The 17,236-nt window shown below is 67.9% G+C and carries 15 protein-coding genes; 3 read left to right on the plus strand and 12 right to left on the minus strand.

Features of this window, described 5'->3' with window-relative positions; translation table 11 throughout:
* Positions 1-17 precede the first annotated feature (17 nt).
* Positions 18-635 (plus strand): class I SAM-dependent methyltransferase, encoded by a 618-nt coding sequence (locus ACJH5R_RS01365; protein ID WP_406781131.1) that lies wholly within the window; start codon positions 18-20, stop codon positions 633-635.
* Here the strand turns inward: ACJH5R_RS01365 and mnhG are convergent.
* The 8 genes from mnhG to ACJH5R_RS01405 all read right to left on the minus strand — a co-directional run bounded on the left by mnhG (position 620) and on the right by ACJH5R_RS01405 (position 8,638).
* Positions 620-967, minus strand: a complete 348-nt coding sequence (mnhG, locus tag ACJH5R_RS01370) for a monovalent cation/H(+) antiporter subunit G (RefSeq protein WP_406756059.1) — start codon at positions 965-967, stop codon at positions 620-622. The genes ACJH5R_RS01365 and mnhG overlap by 16 nt on opposite strands.
* Positions 964-1,245, minus strand: coding sequence for a monovalent cation/H+ antiporter complex subunit F (locus ACJH5R_RS01375; protein ID WP_406756060.1), 282 nt, complete (start codon positions 1,243-1,245; stop codon positions 964-966). Before ACJH5R_RS01375 ends, mnhG begins: the two co-directional genes overlap by 4 nt.
* Positions 1,242-1,769, minus strand: coding sequence for a Na+/H+ antiporter subunit E (locus tag ACJH5R_RS01380; RefSeq protein ID WP_406781132.1), 528 nt, complete (start codon positions 1,767-1,769; stop codon positions 1,242-1,244). The genes ACJH5R_RS01375 and ACJH5R_RS01380 overlap by 4 nt, the downstream gene beginning before the upstream one ends.
* Positions 1,766-3,364 (minus strand): Na+/H+ antiporter subunit D, encoded by a 1,599-nt coding sequence (locus ACJH5R_RS01385; protein WP_406781133.1) that lies wholly within the window; start codon positions 3,362-3,364, stop codon positions 1,766-1,768. The genes ACJH5R_RS01380 and ACJH5R_RS01385 overlap by 4 nt, the downstream gene beginning before the upstream one ends.
* On the minus strand, positions 3,361-3,810 hold the full coding sequence (locus ACJH5R_RS01390; protein ID WP_406781134.1) for a Na(+)/H(+) antiporter subunit C: 450 nt from the start codon (positions 3,808-3,810) through the stop codon (positions 3,361-3,363). The genes ACJH5R_RS01385 and ACJH5R_RS01390 overlap by 4 nt, the downstream gene beginning before the upstream one ends.
* Positions 3,807-6,704, minus strand: coding sequence for a Na+/H+ antiporter subunit A (locus ACJH5R_RS01395; RefSeq protein ID WP_406756064.1), 2,898 nt, complete (start codon positions 6,702-6,704; stop codon positions 3,807-3,809). The genes ACJH5R_RS01390 and ACJH5R_RS01395 overlap by 4 nt, the downstream gene beginning before the upstream one ends.
* 261 nt (positions 6,705-6,965) lie before the next feature.
* Complete coding sequence (locus ACJH5R_RS01400) at positions 6,966-7,622, minus strand: response regulator transcription factor (protein WP_024443568.1); 657 nt, start codon at positions 7,620-7,622, stop codon at positions 6,966-6,968.
* Positions 7,622-8,638 carry a histidine kinase gene (locus ACJH5R_RS01405; RefSeq protein ID WP_406756065.1) on the minus strand — a complete coding sequence of 339 codons (1,017 nt, stop codon included), beginning with the start codon at positions 8,636-8,638 and terminating at the stop codon, positions 7,622-7,624. The genes ACJH5R_RS01400 and ACJH5R_RS01405 overlap by 1 nt, the downstream gene beginning before the upstream one ends.
* A gap of 319 nt (positions 8,639-8,957) precedes the next feature.
* On the opposite strand from ACJH5R_RS01405, the gene ACJH5R_RS01410 reads away from it, so the two are divergent.
* Positions 8,958-10,319, plus strand: coding sequence for a PPE family protein, SVP subgroup (locus ACJH5R_RS01410; protein ID WP_406756066.1), 1,362 nt, complete (start codon positions 8,958-8,960; stop codon positions 10,317-10,319).
* Positions 10,320-10,340: 21 nt separating this feature from the next.
* Here ACJH5R_RS01410 and ACJH5R_RS01415 read toward each other — a convergent pair whose 3' ends face one another.
* Positions 10,341-12,329 (minus strand): vWA domain-containing protein, encoded by a 1,989-nt coding sequence (locus tag ACJH5R_RS01415; protein ID WP_406756067.1) that lies wholly within the window; start codon positions 12,327-12,329, stop codon positions 10,341-10,343.
* The gene (locus tag ACJH5R_RS01420) at positions 12,322-13,719 is read right to left on the minus strand and encodes a sigma 54-interacting transcriptional regulator (protein WP_406781135.1); all 1,398 of its coding nucleotides are present in this window, start codon (positions 13,717-13,719) and stop codon (positions 12,322-12,324) included. The genes ACJH5R_RS01415 and ACJH5R_RS01420 overlap by 8 nt, the downstream gene beginning before the upstream one ends.
* Positions 13,720-13,802: 83 nt before the next feature.
* On the opposite strand from ACJH5R_RS01420, the gene ACJH5R_RS01425 reads away from it, so the two are divergent.
* On the plus strand, positions 13,803-14,828 hold the full coding sequence (locus ACJH5R_RS01425; protein ID WP_406781136.1) for an alpha/beta hydrolase: 1,026 nt from the start codon (positions 13,803-13,805) through the stop codon (positions 14,826-14,828).
* Here ACJH5R_RS01425 and ACJH5R_RS01430 read toward each other — a convergent pair.
* Positions 14,825-15,412 (minus strand): TetR/AcrR family transcriptional regulator, encoded by a 588-nt coding sequence (locus tag ACJH5R_RS01430; protein ID WP_406756070.1) that lies wholly within the window; start codon positions 15,410-15,412, stop codon positions 14,825-14,827. The two genes, ACJH5R_RS01425 and ACJH5R_RS01430, sit on opposite strands and share 4 nt — an antisense overlap.
* A gap of 3 nt (positions 15,413-15,415) precedes the next feature.
* Entirely contained in the window at positions 15,416-17,218 is a 1,803-nt protein-coding gene (locus ACJH5R_RS01435; RefSeq protein WP_406781354.1) for an amidohydrolase family protein, read from the minus strand.
* Positions 17,219-17,236 lie beyond the last annotated feature (18 nt).

The following is a 17,236-nucleotide window of genomic DNA, read 5'->3' on the forward strand; positions in this document are numbered from 1 at the left end:
CCTGGAAGAATGCACTCATGGTCGAGCAGAGCCTCTGGATGCAGAAAGTCGCCGCCGATCCCGGGCATTCGCAGTGGTATATCGAACGCTTCCGCGAGATGGCCCGCGCCGGTAAGGATCTGGCCGGCGAAGCGCGCTTCATCGACGCGATGGCTTCCCGTGGCGCCCGGATCCTCGACGCCGGCTGCGGCCCGGGCCGGGTCGCGGGCGTCCTGGCCACGTGCGGTCACGACGTGGTCGGTGTCGACGTCGACCCGGCGCTCATCGAGGCCGCCGAGCAGGACTATCCCGGACCGCGCTATCTGGTGGGCGACCTCGCCGAACTCGACCTGCCCGCCCGCGGCATCTCCGAACCGTTCGACATCATCGTGTCGGCGGGCAACGTCATGGCATTCGTGGCCCCGAGCACGCGCGCGGAGATCCTGCGCCGGTTGCACGCTCACTGCGCCGACGACGGCCGGACCGTGATCGGCTTCGGCGCCGACCGGGACTACGACTTCGATCAGTTCCTGCGTGATGCGTCGGCCGCCGGTTTTGCGACCGATCTACTGCTGGCCACCTGGGACCTGCGGCCCTTCACCGCGGACTCCGATTTCCTGGTCGCGGTGCTACGGCCCGATCACAGCGGCAGCTGATCCTCCTCGGTCAGCTCGCCGAGCTGATCAACGGTCAGCACCTCGGTCATGTCCTGCTCCTGATAGGCCAGCCGACCCACCCGGTGCGCGACCACCGGCGCGGTGATCAGGGTGAACAGGATGCTCACGGTCACCATTCCCGCGTCGTGGCTGCCGCGTAGCCGGATCAACGCGCCGAACAGCACCAGCAACAGGCCCAATACCTGCGGTTTGGTGGCCGAGTGCATCCGGGCCAAGGTATCGGGGAACCGCACCACGCCTATCGCCGCGGTCAGCGCCAGCACCGACCCGGCGAGCACCAGCACGCCGGCGAACACGTCGAGCAGGATCACGGCTGCCTCCCCAGATCAGGTGCGTCGTCGGGCACCCGGAAACGCGCCACACTCACCGAGCCGATGAAGCCGACCAACGCCAGTGCCGCGAGGCTGTAGGTCACGGTGGTGTCCCGGCTGACCGCGGCCCAGATACCGATACCGCACATGGTCATCGCGGCCAGCGTGTCCAGTGCCACCAGCCGGTCCAAGGTGCTGGGTCCGGCCAGCAACCGATACATGGTGATGACCGCGGCGATGCCCAACAGCACGCCCGCGGTCGCCCAGATCACGTTCATGCGCTTGCTCCCGCCGGCAGCCATTCGTCGTCGCGCTCGAAGGCGGCGATCAACAGTCGCTCCACCTGCGCGACTTGCTGAAAGAAACGTTCCACCGCCGGCGCAGACCCGACATCGATCACATGGCAATACAAGATGCGGCGCACCTGATCGATCTCGAGCACCATCGATCCGGGAATCAACGTGGTGATGTTGGCGGCAAGCACCAAAACCAGGTCGGACTTGATGGTCAGCGGCACCCGTAGCACCCCGGTGCGCGGCGGCGGTCCGGGCCGGATCGCCAGCCACATCAGCTGAATGCTGGACTCCATCAGGTACCAGGTGAACAGTCCCAACAGCTTCATCAGCGGCACCAGGTGCACCCGGCCCTGCACCGGCACGGGCGGCATGGGCAGCAAGACCAGGATCACGATCGCGACCACGATCCCGGTGGCGATGTTGGGGATCGTGAAGCGGCCCCACAGCAGCACCCACACGGTTGCCAGCGCGGTCACCGCGAAGATGCGCAGCGCGAGGGCCCTCATGGTGTACCCACCGACAACACGGTCGAGATGTATTCGCCCCGGTCGAGAACCTCCGCCGCGGCCCGCTGGGTGTAGGCGAAGATCGGTCCGGCCAGCACGCTCAGCGACAGGCCCAGTCCGATGAGTGCGAGTGTTGGAACCACCATCCACGTCGGCATCTTTCCGACATCATCGCGGTCGTCGTAGGCAATGTCACCGACGTCGTCGAGCAGCACCGGCGGAGCGGCGAGCACCAACTCCCCCTCGGGGGCGTCCACCCGGCGGCGCCAAAATGCCATGGTCCACACCCGCGCCAGCACGTACAACGTCAGCAGACTGGTCACGACCGCCCCGCCCACCAGGCACCAGGCCAGCACCGATCCGTCACCCACGCCGGCCTGCAGTACGGCGGTCTTACCGATGAAGCCGGAAAAGGGCGGAATACCACCGAGATTGAAGGCCGGAACCAGGAAAACGAAGGCCAACAACGGGTTGGCGATCAGGCCACCCAGCCGCTGCAGCGACGAGGCGCCGCCCTGGCGTTCGATCAGTCCCGCCGCCAAGAACAGCGTGGTCATCACGATGATGTGGTGCATCACGTAGAAGATGGCGCCGGCCATGCCCTGCTGGCTCGACAACGCGACCCCGAACATCATGAAGCCGATATGGCTGACCAGCGTGAATGACAACACCCGCTTGATGTCACTCTGCGCTATCGCACCGAAGATTCCGATCAGCATGGTCAACAGCGCCGCGACCAGCAGCACCGAGTCCAGTCCGCCGTCCGGGAACAGCAGTGAGTGCGCCCGGATGATCGCGTACACACCGACTTTGGTCAGAATCCCGGCGAACACCGCGGTGATCGGGGCGGGCGCGGTGGGATAGGCGTCGGGCAGCCACGCCGACAGCGGGAACACCGCGGCCTTGATGCCGAACGCCACCAGCAACACCGCGAACACGGCACTGCGGATGCCGCCGGGCAGGTCGCCGGTCCGCGTCGCCAGCTCGGCGAGGTTCAGCGTGCCGGTGGAGGCGTAGACCAGGGCGATGCCGAACAGGAAGACCAACGACGAGGCCATCGAGACCATCACGTAGCCGATGCCGGCGCGGATGCGTTCGGCACTGGCGCCGATGGTCAGCAATACGAAGCTGGCCGACAGCAGCATCTCGAACCCGACGAACAGGTTGAACAGGTCGCCCGCCAGAAACGCCAGGGAGACGCCGGTGGCCAGGGTCAGGTAGGTGGGCAGGAAGATGGACACCGGCTGGCGGTCGTCGCCGTCGCGCACGCCCTGCCCGATGGCGTAGACCATGACCGCCAGCAGCACGACCGCCGACACCACCAGCATCAGCGCAGACAATCGATCGACGACCAGGCTGATGCCCAGCGGCCCCAGCCCCTGATCGGTCGGCCCCCAACCTCCGACATGCAGCACCAGCGTGCCGTTGCGGTCGGTCAGGTACAGCAGCACCGCGCTGACCGCAGCTACCGCGCACAGCACTCCGATGGTGATCGGCCGCTGCAGCCGGGGACGACGGCCGACGATCAGCGTCACCGCCGCGCCCAGCGTGGGCAGCAACACCGGCAGCGGCATCAAGACGGCGGCAAGACTCACCGTGACACCTCGCTTTCGGGAACGGCGTCGAGCTCACCGGCCGCCACCGGCACGCCCTGTTCTTGTTCTGCGGCGATGACCTCTTCGTCGGACAGCTGCGAGACGCGGGTCGCTTCCTGGTCGTCGCCGATGTCATCGGTGGTCGTCAGGTTGTAGGAGCGGTAGGTCAGGGCAAGCACGAAGGCGCCCACGCCCATGGTGATGACGATGGAGGTCAACACCATGGCCTGAGCCAGCGGGTCGGCGTCGGTTTCCTTGCCGGAGCTGGCCCAAAGGATCGGCGGATTCCCGTCAGGTCCGCCGACATCGATGATCAGCAGATTGATGGCGTTGCCGATCATCATCAGGCCCAACAACATTCGGGTCAGGCTGCGTTCCAGCAACATGTAGACCCCGCACGAGCTGAGCCCGGCGGCCATCAGCAAGGGAACCAGATGGGCGGTCATGACACTCCTGCCATCGGTCGGGCAGCGGACTGCGATTCAAGCTCCTGGTCCAATCGCACCCCCAGGCTGCGCAGCACATCAAGCACCATGCCGACCACCACCAGGTACACGCCCAGATCGAAGAACAACGACGTCACCACGTCGACGTGCCCCACCACCGGAAGCGTGAAGCTCAGCACCGCCGAGGACAGCACCGGCGCCCCCAGGAACAACGACCCCAACGCGGTCCCGCCCACCAGGGCCAGCCCGACGCCCAGGATCTTGCTGGAGTCCAGGGGCAGCGTCTCGCCGAGCTCGTATCGTCCGCCGGCCAGATAGCGCAACGCCAGCCCGAGTCCGGCGGCCAGACCGCCGGCGAAGCCGCCGCCCGGATAGTTGTGCCCGGCGAACAGGAAGTAGATCGAGACCACCATGATCAGCGGGAAGATGATCCGGGTCGCGACCTCCAGCACCAGCGACCGCTCATTGGGATCGTGGTACGCGCTGCCCCGCAGCCAGGTGGTGGACCCGATTGCCGGGCTGTACGGGGTGGCGATGCCCCGGTTCTTGCGCCCGGCGCCGGCGTCGGCGATCCGTGGGGCCCGACCGAACCGGCGGTTGCGGAACACCATCGAGGCCACCCCGGTCGCGGCGACCAGCAGCACCGAGATCTCGCCGAGGGTGTCCCAGGCCCGGATATCGACCAGCAGCACGTTGACGGTGTTGGCGCCGTGGCCGCGGACATAGGCCGCCTCGGGCAACGCCTCGGCCACGCCGTCGCTGGCGCGCGCCGCCATCGCGAAGGCCGCCAGCACCGCGACGCTGATACCCACCCCTGCGGCCAGCACTATCCGCGGCAGCCTGTTCAGCGCCATGGTGGGTCGCTCGGCCTCCGCCGGCAGAGTGCGCAACACCAGCACGAAGATCACCAGGGTCACGGTCTCGACCAGCAGCTGGGTCAGCGCCAAGTCGGGCGCGCCGTGGAAGGCGAATGCCGCCGCGCACCCGTAACCGGTCACGCCGACCATCAACACCGCGGACAGCCGGTTACGAGCCATCGTCGCGCCGATCCCGCCGGCGACCACCAGCACCGCGACCGTCAACTGCAGCGGCGTATCCCACAGGTGCAGCTCGACGTGGTTGCGCGCACCCAACGCCAGCGCCGTCAGCGGGAGCACCACCAGCGTCGCGAAGATCATCCCCTGGTTGAGCGGCAGGGAGCCGCGCTGAGTGACACCGGTCAGCCGGACCGCTGCCACATCGAGCAGCCGAAGCACTTCGTCATAGATGCGGTCGGCCTTGCCCAGCGGTAGCCGCCGCAACCGGGTGAGCTGCAGTGGTCCGCGGGCGGCGAAGATACCGGTGCCGACCACCAGCACCAGCGCCGACAGCATCACCGGCAGACCCACGCCGTGCCACAGCGCCAGGTGATAGCCGGTTCCGCCGGGCATGGTGTCGGCGTAGCTGCGCAACACGGTGTCGAGGGTGAGCGCACACAACCCCAAGGCCAGGCTGGCGGCGGCCAGCACGGCCGGAGGTGCCAGGAAGGACACTTCCGGTCGGTGCAGCCCGGCCACAGGAGCACTCGGCGCGACCCGGCCCTTGCTGGAGAAGCCGCCCCACACGAACCGCACGCTGTAGATCACGGTGAACATCGAGGCGAGCACCCCGGCGGCCAGCACGTACGGACCGGCAGAACCCAGGACCGGGGACTGTGCCTCGGTCCCGAAGATGGTCTCCTTGGCGATGAAGCCCACGAACGGCGGCACCCCGGCCATGCTGGCGGCGGCAGCGGCAGCGACCACGAACAGCCCCGGGGCACGGCGTCCCAATCCGGCCAGTTCGCGCAGATCGCGGGTGCCGGTGGCATGGTCGATGATCCCCACCACCATGAACAGCGTCGCCTTGGCCGCCGCGTGCGCGCACATGGCAGTCAACCCGGCCAGCATGAGATCACCGGTGCCGGCTCCGACCAACACGATCATCAGCCCCAGTTGGCTGACGGTGCTGTAGGCCAGCAGCAGCTTGAGGTCGTACTCGCGCACGGCCCGCCATCCCGCCAACAGTGCGGTGGCCAGTCCGAGAATCATCAGCGTCGGCCGCCAGCCAGGCGAATCGGCGAACCCCGGCGCCAGCCTGGCCACCAGGTAGATCCCGGCCTTGACCATCGCCGCTGCATGCAGGTAGGCACTGACCGGTGTCGGTGCCGCCATGGCGCCGGGCAGCCAGAAGTGCAGCGGCACGATCGCCGACTTGCTGAGCGCACCGACCAGGATCAACAGCACCCCGACAGTGACGACGGTCCCCGACGGCGGATGTGCCACCAGCTCCGAGAGCAGGTAGGTCCCGGCGGCGTTGCCCACCATGATGATGCCGACCAGCATGGCCAGCCCGCCGGCGGTGGTCACCAGCAATGCCTGGGTGGCTGCCCGGCGATTGATGGCGCGTTCGGCGTAGTGGCCGATCAGCAGGAACGACAACACCGTCGTCATTTCCCAGAACACGTAGAGCACCAACGCGTTGTCGGCGACCATCAGCCCGAACATCGCTCCGGCGAAACCGACCATCTTGGCGGCGAAGCTGGGCAGCCGCGGATCGGTGTCGGTCTGCGACCCGACGGGGCGGAAGTATGCGGCGCAGTAGAACAAGACCAAGGCGCCGATCCCCAGCGCCAGCACGCACATGATCGCGCTCAGCGAATCGAACCGCAACGCGATGTCCATCGACAGTCCAGGCACCCAGGGCACCGTGACGCGGTGGTCGTCAGCCGGACCGGCCGGCCAGTTCGCCACCACCCAACCCAGCGATACCAGCGGGATCAATCCCAGCGGATAGAAGGCCGTCCTGCCCCACCTGCGCACCAACGCCGGTGCAGCAGCTGTGCCAACAACATGGGCAAGCAGTATCGCCAGCATCACGCTCCACGGGCCGTTTCGTTTAAGTCGATGCGTTCAGTCGTGGCTAATCGTGAGGAGACCGCGGACGCGCCCAGAGCACGTCCGCACCCATCTCCCACCACCACTAAAACCAGTCTGTGTGGTGCAGCGGCCTCGCGCCATGGAATACAACCCCCATTCGGCGGGGGGTTAAACACCCATTACGGCTGCGCTTGCGAACGCCGCTACGGCTCGGGCGGCGTCCCGCTGCGCCCGGCTCCGCCGCGCTTGCGAACGCCGCTACGGCTCGATCAGCCCGGTCCTGATCGCGTACCGGGTGAGCGCCAGGCGGTCACGCAGGCCCAATTTCTGCAGGGTGTTGGTCCGGTGCCGGTCGACTGTTTTGGCGCTGATGCCGAGGGTCTTGGCGATCTCCCGCGCCGAGAAGCCCTCGGCGATCAACTTGAGGACTTCCTCTTCACGCGGCGTGAGGATGGTTTCAGGCAGCGTATTGCCGTGCCGCGCCCGATGCAGGTAGTCCCGAATCAGCGCGGTCACCGCCCCGGCGTAGAGAAACGGCTCACCACGAATCGTCGCCCGGCATGCCTCGAGCAGGTCGCGGTCGGCTACCGACTTCAAGACGTAGCCCGACGCGCCGGCCTTGAGAGCTTCGAAGAAATACTGCTCGTTGTCGTGCATCGACAGCATCAGCACCCGCACGTGGGGATGGTTGCGGTTGATCTCGCGGGCGGCCTGCAATCCCGTCATCCGCGGCATCGCAATATCCAGAATGGCCAGGTCAACAGGGGTTTCCTGCAACACTGCGAGCGCCTCGGCCCCGTCGGCGGCCTCGGCGACGACGGACAGGTCTGGCTCGGCGTCCAGGATCATCCGCAGCCCACTGCGCATCAGGGCGTGATCGTCGGCCAGCAGGATGCGTGCCGGCTGGGTCGGCATCATGACCGTCCCACCCCCGGCCGGGCCGGCACCACCAGCCGGATTTCGGTACCTTGGTCGGCCGACGAGGTGATGGTCAGGGTGCCGTGCACCAGCAGTGCGCGCTCGCGCATTCCGGTGATGCCCGCACCTTCTGCGCTCATCCCGCCCGTGCCGTCATCGGAGATCCGCAGGGTCAGCTCCCCCGCTGCATCGACGTGCAAATCCAGCCACACTTTCTGCGCACCGGAGTGCCGGGCGATATTGGTCAAGCTCTCCTGCACGATGCGGTAGCACACCAACTCCACGTTGGGATTCAACCGTTCTGCTTGCGGACCAATGTCTTTGACGACGTCAATACCGCTCGCCTGGGTGAACTGGTTGCACAGCGCCTGCAGTGCGCTCTGTAGGCCGAGGTCTTCCAAGGCATCCGGGCGCAGCCGTCGCGCAATGTCGCGCACTTCGTCGAGACTGGCCCGCACGATCTCCTGCGCGTCCGCGAGGTCACCGCGTATTCCGTCCGGCGCCGCGTCGACAGCTCGTTTGAGGGTGAGCAGGGCAACGGTGAGGGTCTGGCCGATCTCATCGTGCAACTCGCGGGCGATCCGCTGCCGCTCGTTCTCCTGCGCGGCCAGCACCAAAGCACTCGATGAGGCTCGTTCGGTTTCCAGCCGGTCCAGCATGGCGTTGAACGACGCCATGAGATGGTGCAGATCGGCGTCGCCGGTGTCGTCCACCCGGTCGGTGTGCCGGAGCAGATCCACCCGCCGCATGGACGCGGCGAGACGGTCCAACGGGGCCAAGCTTGACCGCAACAGCAACGCGTTGGCCCCCACCACGACTGCCAGCCCGATGACCAGCACCGGGATCTCGGTCAATCGGACGGGCCCCGAAACGGTGGCGGGCGACATGGCCAGCACCAGGGTGCCGAAGGTGAAGACCAAACCGTTGATCAGGACGACACGCCGTATAAACCCCCGCGCGGGCGCGCTCGCCCGCCGCCGAAATCGGTCGACGAGCCCAGTCCAACGGCTCATACCACCACCCTGGTCTGCGCGACACACAATGTCCATACGGGTCACCGCAGCGCGCGATTGGGTGTCAAACACCATGGCGAGTCACCGGTTCGGGCTCGGAGAATGGTGGTACGCCCAGCGCATCGTCGGCCTTGACGCCATGGTCGAGGTGTTTGCCGCCCCGGAGTGTCGAGCCCCCCTGTGGAGCGCCGGGCGAGTTAGATCGACGGATCACACCACCACCGACCCGTGACCGGAGGGATGCAACTGCAATGGACCGCTGTTCCCGAGCGCGGCGTTCCGCTACGCGGGCGAACGCCGCTACAGGCGCGCACGGGCAATGAACTTCGCGGCGTTGCCGCCGGAAGTCAACTCCGGCCTCATGTACCTCGGCGCCGGCTCGGGGCCGATGCTGGCCGCTGCGACTGCCTGGAGCGGACTGGCGACTGAACTGCATACGGCGGCAGCAGGTTACGAGTCCGTGGTTGCCGAGTTGACCAGCGGGGCATGGTCGGGCCCCTCGTCGGCGGCGATGACGGCCGCGGCCACCCCGTTCGTGGCGTGGTTGAACACCACCGCCGGACAGGCGGAACAGACTGCCCTACAAGCCAAAGCGGCGGTGGCCGCCTACGAGGCCGCGTTCGCCCTGACGGTTCCTCCGTCGATCATCGCGGCCAACCGCGCTCAGTTGCTGACGTTGCTGGCCACCAATCTGCTGGGCCAGAATGCCGCGGCGATCGCGGCCACCGAAGCCCAGTACGGCGAAATGTGGGCGCAGGACGCCACCGCGATGTACAGCTACTCGGCCCTGTCGACGACCGCCAGGGAACTGGAGCCGTTCGCGCCGCCGCCGCAGACCAGTAACCCGGCCGGACCAGTCGGCCAGACCGGCGCTCAGGCCAATCCCGCCGCCAACCTCGCGCAGACGGTGTCGTCGCGGCTGGCCTCCACACTGGCCGGGCCCGGCTCGGCGGAGGCCGCGCCGGGGTTGCCCGGCATGGCATTGCCGAGCGACATCCCTTCTGGATTCTTCGACTGGATGGGCGTCATCGCCGACGAGACGGCCCTTGGGATCGCCCTGCCGATGTCGATCCTCGGTGTCTTCCTCGCCGGCGCGGCAATGCATTTCGCGGAGCAGGACTCCCAAGAGATCTTCGACACGCAGGACATCCTGCGCGGCGGCCAGCGCAGCATCTTGGAGGCGTTGGGCCAGTTGGGTGGAGTCGCGGAACTGCCGGGCACGGATACGCTGCGCATCCCGCACGTCCCGGTGGTGGCGTCCAGGGGCGAGGGGTTTCCGCTCGGGGCGCTTTCGACGCCGATCAGTTGGGCCGAGCTGGCCCCCGAGATCCGCCATGCCAGCTTCTCGACGCCGCTGGGCGCCGCCCCCACGTCGGCGGCTGGGCTGGGCACCGCATTCGGCCAGATGGCTCTGGCCGGTATGGGCGGCAGTGCGTTGGCCGGCGCCCTGAACCAGCGCCGCTCGGATTCCGGGAAGGCGACTGTGGCCGCCGCATCCACGGGGGGCGGCAAGCCGTCCTCGGATTCGGCCGAGCAGACAGCGGTGGCGGTGGCGCATGCTCCGCTGAGCTCGGTGGTGGAGTTGGCGGCCGGGATCCGCGAACTCGGCGAACTGCACGACGCCGGCTATCTGACCGGCGAGGAGTTCGCCGCCCAAAAGCGCCGGCTGCTGTCCCGGTGACCCCCTAGGGCCGCGCACCACTTAGCGGCGGCGCGACCTCAGGTAGTCACCGACCACCGCCGCGCCCAGACCGTCGAGTTCGGGCACCACGACCCGGCCCTCGACCCGACGCGCCACCTGGTCGATGAAGCGGGCCAGCCCGGGATCGTCGCCGAGCCGGAAGATCGTCACCTGGGCACCGAGCCGGGCGACGTCGTCGAAGCCCCTGACGGTGTGGGCGATGGTCCGCGGGTGGGGCGGGTAATCGAAGAACACCGAGGGGCCCGTCGTGCCGCGGCCGTCATAGTCCTCCAGGTGTGCCGTCGGCTCGCCGTCGGTGACCACCAGCACCACCGGCTGGGCGTTGGGATGGCGGCGCAGGTGCCGGCCGGCTAGCGCCAGCGCATGGTGCAGATTGGTGCCCTGCTCGTAGACGCCTTCCAAGCCGGTCAGCTCGGCGGCGGTCACCGTGCGCGCGTAGCGACCGAACGCGATGATCTGCAACGCATCTGAGCGGAACCGAGTGCTGATCAGGTGGTGCAACGCCAGCGCGGTGCGCTTCATCGGCAGCCAGCGGTTGTCCATCACCATCGAGAAGGACGTGTCCACCAGCAGCGCAACGGCAGACTGGGTGCGAGTCTCGGTCTCGGAGACCTCGACGTCGTCAACGCTGATCGACAGCCGACTGCGCGTGGCGGCCGTGCCCGGTTCGGCTACTTGGCGCAGTACCGCGTTGGTCAGGGTCCGGGTGACGTTCCACGGCTCGGTGTCGCCGAACTGCCAGGGCCGGGTCGCCCCGGTCAGCTCGCCGGCCGCCCCGGCCCGGCGGTGGTCGCGTTCGCCGCGGCGCCCCGAAAGTTGCCGCGCCACATCGCGCAGCGCGGTCTCGCCGAGCCGGCGCATCGCTTTGGGCGACAGCCGCCACTGCCCGTCGGAGCTGCGGTCCAGGAACCCTTGGTTGAGCAGTGCACGTTCCAGTTCGGCCAGGGTGCGCGCGTCCACGGCGGCCTGGTCGCCGAGTTGGCGGGCCAGCGCGTCAAGGTCGACGTCGTCCATGCTCGCGCCCGGATACGCCTGCGAGAGCTGCTCGGCCAGCTGCTCGAGCTCGGCGATATCGGCCAGGGCCTGGGCGCCCTCCCCCATGCCGAGCGGGTTGTTGCCGGAGAACTCCGACGAACCGGTCCAGTCCTCTCCCGGCCGCGCCGCCTGCAAATGCGCGTCCAGACGTCCCAGCGCCTGCTGCAAGGCCGGGGAGCCGAACGCCTGCTCGGCCAACGCATCCAGCTCGGCACGCTGCTCGGCGCTCAGGCTGTTGCGGAAGCGCTGCGCTGCGGCCGCCCGCTGGGCCAGCGAATCCAGCAACTCCTCGACATTGCGCGGGTTCTCCGGGAAGAACTCGCCGTGCTTGTCCATGAACTGCTGAAAGTCTTGCTGGGTATCTTCGCCGCGAGAGTGCTTGTCCAACAGGTCGTTGAGGTCGTCGAGCATGTCGCTGACCCGTTGCCGGTCGGCGTCGGTGGCGCCTTCCAGTGCCTGCTTCATGCCGGAGAAACGCTGGTCGAGCATCTCGCGGCCAAGCAGGTCCTTGATCTTCTCGTAGGACTCGCGGGCCTCGCTGCTGCGCCAGTCGTAGTCGGCCAGCTCCTGCACCGCCTTGGCCGGCGACGGCGACAGCCCCTCGATCTGCATCTCGGCGAAGCGCGCGTCGTCGTCGAGCGCGCGGGCCAGTTCTTTGCGTTCGGCGAGCACCGCTTCGTCAAGCAGCTTCTTGACGTCGGCCAGGGTTCCGTCCAAATTGTTGCGGCGCAACAATTCCCGACGACGCCGTTGCGCCTCGGCGGCCAGCTGGTCGGCTCCGGTCAGGCTCTTGGTGCCGCGGCGGAGCAGCTCCTGCAGCGCCCGCCGTGGCGAGGTCCCCTCCATGACGTCGCGCCCGATCTCCTCCAGCGCCTCGGCCAGGTCGACCGGCGGCGCCAAGGGATCCGGCCCACCGGAGTAGGCCGAGTACCGGGAGGAATGGCTTTTAGCCATAGACGGTTTCGCCCTCGTCGGAGGTCTTGTCGATGCGCTTAGCCAAATACAGTGCTTCCAATGCCAACTCGAGCGCCGCGGCGCGTTCGCCGTCGGATTCCGCACCCAGGCGCTGCGCGACGGCGTCGATCACCGGCAGATCCGGCAACGCGGCCAGCACCGCCTTGGCTGAGATCCGCTCTCCCGTGGTCACCGTCGCGTTCTCGACCGCCGCCACCAGCGGGCCCACGTCGATCCCGCCCAGCGCCCGCGATGCGGTATCGGCGGTGGCTCGGCGCAGCAGGTGCTCCAGCACTGCCTGCTCGCGACCCTCCTCGCCGGATTCGAATTCCAGTTTGCCGCGCAACACGTCGACGATCGTGCTCAGGTCCACCACTCGGGCCACCGGATCGGTTTCGCCCAGCAGCGCGCCGCGGTGCCGCGCCGAAGCCGCGACGGTTTCCGCGGCGGCGATCGCGAAGCGCGCCGAGACGCCGGAGCGCTGATCCACCGAGCGCGACTCACGCAGGTAGCGGGCGAATCGGGCCAGTACCGCCAGCAGGTAGTCGGGCACCTGTGCACTCAGATGCGCCTCTTGGGCGATCACGCCGACCTCGGCGTCCAGTTCCAGCGGGTAGTGGGTGCGGATCTCGGCGCCGAAGCGGTCCTTGAGCGGGGTGATGATGCGGCCGCGGTTGGTGTAGTCCTCCGGGTTGGCGCTGGCGACCACCAGCACGTCCAGCGGCAGCCGCAGCGTGTAGCCGCGCACCTGGATGTCGCGCTCTTCCATCACGTTGAGCATCGCCACCTGGATGCGCTCGGCGAGGTCGGGCAGTTCGTTGACGGCGACGACGCCGCGGTGCGCCCGCGGGATCAGTCCGTAGGCGATGGTCTCGGGGTCACCCAGGCTGCGTCCCTCGGCCACCTTGATCGGGTCGATGTCGCCGACCAGGTCGGCCACGCTGGTGTCGGGGGTGGCCAGTTTCTCGGTGTAGCGCTCGCTGCGGTGCCGCCACGCCACCGGCAGGTCGTCGCCGAGCTCGGCGGCCCGGCGAATCGACTCGGGTGTGATCGGCGAGTACGGGTGCTCGCCGAGTTCGGCGCCGGCGATCACCGGGGTCCACTCGTCGAGCAGCCCGGTCAGCGCTCGCAACAGTCGGGTCTTGCCCTGACCGCGCTCGCCGAGCAGCACGATGTCGTGACCGGCGATCAGCGCCCGCTCCAGTTGCGGCAGCACGGTGTCCTCGAACCCGAAGATGCCGGGCCAGATGACTGCGGCGTCGTCACCGTCGCCGAGTCGGGCCAGCAGGTTCTCGGCAATCTCCTGCTTGACCCCCCTTTCGCGATGGCCGGCGGCGCGCAGCTCACCGAGAGTTTTGGGCAGATCGTGCGGGGCATTCGGCGCGGTCACCACTCCACGCTACGACGGGCGCGAAAGTCCGTCACGATGTCCTGTGTTTATCCGGACGCCCAATACCCGATACCCTGGGTACCGTGAACTTTCCGGAATGGCGTGAACGACCGGCTCAGACCTATTTCGGTCCGGCTTCCTGGCAGGCCCGACTGCTGGCCGCGGCCGCAGCCATCTTTCTGCGCACTTCGATCGCAGTGCTGACGTTGGTCGGCATGGTCGTCAACCGGTTCTGGCCGGCGGGCTTGCAGCGCGCACGCCTCGATCTCATCGACCAGCCGATGCGCTACATCCGGGCACTGCCGGGCACCGAGGTGACACCGGAGCGGTTGACCGACTGCCCGGCGGAGTGGGTGGTGGCACCGGAGGCTCGCGACTCGAACCGGGTGATCGTCTACTTCCACGGTTCGGCACTGGTGACGCTGGGCCTCAATTCGCACCGCCGTTTCGCCAGCAAGCTCTCCGCGGTCACCGGCGCGAAGGTGTTCAACGTCGGCTACCGCTTGGCGCCGCTGGCCGGCGTCGACGAGGCTGTCGCCGACGGCCTGTGCGCCTACCGCCGCGTGCTGGATGCTGGTTTCACCGCGGATCGCATTGTGGTGGCCGGAGATTCAGCCGGCGGGCTGATGGCGGTGAACACCGCCCTGGCCGCACGCGACGCCGGGCTGCCGGCGCCCGCAGCTCAGGTCTTGATGTCACCGCTGACGTCGTCGGACATGGAGATCAAACGACAGGCCGCGCGCACCCACCGCGACCCGTTCTTCCCGTTCATGGCGTTCATGTTCATCTACCGGGTGTTCGCCACCGTGAACGGCACCCGCGAACTGCCGGTGATGCCGCCGGAGGCAGAACTGCGCGGGCTGGGACCATTCCTGCTGCAGGTCGGCAACGACGAGATGCTGCGCAACGACACCTTCGTGCTGGCCGACAAACTCACCGCCGCCGGTGTGCCGAACTGGGTTCAGGTTTGGGACCGCGCGTTGCACATGTTCCAGCTCACCTTCGACTTCAACCCCGACGCTCGGCGGGCAGTCGCCGAGATCGCCGACTTCGTGGAGTACGCGGTGGCCGACGCTGCGCCCAGCGCCGAGTCGACTCTCGGCGCCTAGGCCTGCCCCTGCAAAAGGGCCAGCAGCAGCGGAATGCGGTTGGCCTCGATCTCGGGCTGCGGCAGCACCGCGCGCACGATTGCCGCACCATCGAAGGTGTTGGTAAGCAATGCAACCAGATTCGGGAAGAGCTCCGGCGGAAATGCGTCCGCGGTGGGAATCGCCCGGGCGGCGTCGCAGATCTTGTCGCTGTAGTCGGCCAGCACGTCCTGCAAGACGGTGCGCAGTTTGTCGTCGGTGCGCGCGGCGATCAGCAGCTCGTAGACCACCGCATTGGTGGCGTTGGCGGTCAAGTCACGCAGTACCGTCAACACCGCCTCCAGCGCCGGCACGTCCGCCGGGATCTGAGCGACCTGTTTCCCAAACAGCTCCAGCTGACGTCGCAGCACCTCCTGTGCGGTAGCCGCCATGAAGTCGCCCATGGTGCCGAAGTGGCGGAACAACGCCCCATCGGATACCCCGGCGCGCGCGGCGATCACCTTGGCCGACGCCCGGGCGTAGCCGATCTCGGAGATGGTGGCGATGCTGGCGTCGAGCAATCCAGCGACGGTTGTCTCGCGGCGCTCCTGCTGAGTTCTGGCCATGCGCTAGACCGATTGCAGCTCACGGGATCCGGCGCGCAGGAAACGGCCAGACTTCACCGTCGCTCCGTAGCCGTCGCAGAACTGCCCGTTGCGGAACACCACGGTGCCACCCACGCCGGTCACGACGACCGCATCGTCGTTGCGGTTGACCATCCGGCTCAGGTCGCCGTAGAACGGCACCTTCTCCTCGTGGTAGCCGTCGACGGCGTCGGTCAGACCCGCCGGATCGATCACCACGAAGTCCGCGCGGTCACCTCGGCGGAGCGTGCCGGCGTCGAACCCGAACCAGTCGGCGACCTCGGAGGTCAGCCGATACACCGCCCGCTGGACGCTCATGAACGGCCGGCCGGCGGCCTCGGCGTCGCGAACGCGCTTGAGCAGGCGCAGCGAGAAGTTGTAGAAGGCCATGTTGCGCAGGTGTGCTCCGGCGTCAGAGAAGCCCATGTGGATCACCGGCTCGTTGGCCAACTTGTCCAGCTGCTTGGGCCGGTGGTTGGCGACGATCGTGGTCCAGCGGACGTTGCGTTCGCCGTTGTCCACCAACACGTCGAGGAACGCATCCAACGGGTGCAGCCCGCGCTCCTCGGCGATCTGCCCGAAGCTCTTGCCGACCAGGCTGGCGTCCGGGCATTCGACGATCACCGCGTCGTGGAAGTCGCGGTGCCACAACGACGGACCCAGCTTCTTGCGGTCGAAGGCCTTGCGGAACTTGCGGCGGTATTCGGTGTCGGCCAGCAGCGCGTTGCGCTCCAGCTGGTCGCGCAGGTGCAGCGCGGCGGTTCCCGCACCGAATTCCTCGAACACCGGCAGATCGATTCCGTCGGAATACAACTCGAACGGCACCGGCAGGTGCTGGAACCGAACGCTGGAGCCGAGCACGGCGTTGAGCAGCCGGGCACCGGGACCGAAGACCCGCACCGCGCCCGGCGCCGACTTGGCGTCCGCGGAGACCAGCAGGCTCATCCGGACCCCGCGTCGCCGGCCGAACATCCCGCTGCTGGTCAGGAAGAAGTTCAACGCCGTCAACGGGTTTCGGACGTCGGGCGCGCTCTGCAGCATCCGGCCGCGCTTGCGCAGCACCTTGATCAACCGCCGGCGCTCCCGCCAGGTGGCGAACGTCGACGGCAGCGCCCTGGAGCGGAATCGGTCGCCGTCGAGCTTGTCGATGGGGGCGTCCATCCCGGACATGCCCAGCAGTCCGGCTTCAAGGCCCTGATCGAGCAGCGTGGCCATCTTCTCCAGCTCGGTATCGGTCGGGACGACGCCGTCGGTGGTGGCGCGGTCCAAGCCGAGCACCGCGGTCCGCAGATCCGAGTGGCCGAGCATGGAGCTGATGTTGGGTCCGAGCGGCAACTCCTCGAGGGCGCGCACGTACTCGGCGGGCGTGGACCATGTCTTCTTGGACTGCAGCGCGTCCAGTACGAATTTGCGCGGGACCGCCTCGACGCGGCTGAACAGGTCGGCGGCGTCCTCGGACTCGGCGTACACCGTCGACAGCGAGCAGTTGCCCAGCAGCACCGTGGTGACGCCGTGGCGCACCGATTCCCGCAGGCCCGGGTCCAGCAGCACCTCGGCGTCGTAGTGGGTGTGCACGTCGATGAAGCCTGGGACCACCCACTTGCCGGCCGCGTCGATCACCTCCGGGCAGCCGGACTCATCCAGCTCCCCGGCGACGATGTCGGCGACGATGCCGTCACGGATGCCCAGGGTGCGGACCTGCGGTGCGTTGCCCAGGCCGTCGAACCACAGTCCGTTGCGGATGATCAGGTCATAGGCCACTACGTCTCCCAACTTCGAGGTTGAGATAGATAGTGAGCGCTGACA

Source organism: Mycobacterium sp. SMC-19 (assembly GCF_045310815.1).
GTDB lineage: Bacteria > Actinomycetota > Actinomycetes > Mycobacteriales > Mycobacteriaceae > Mycobacterium.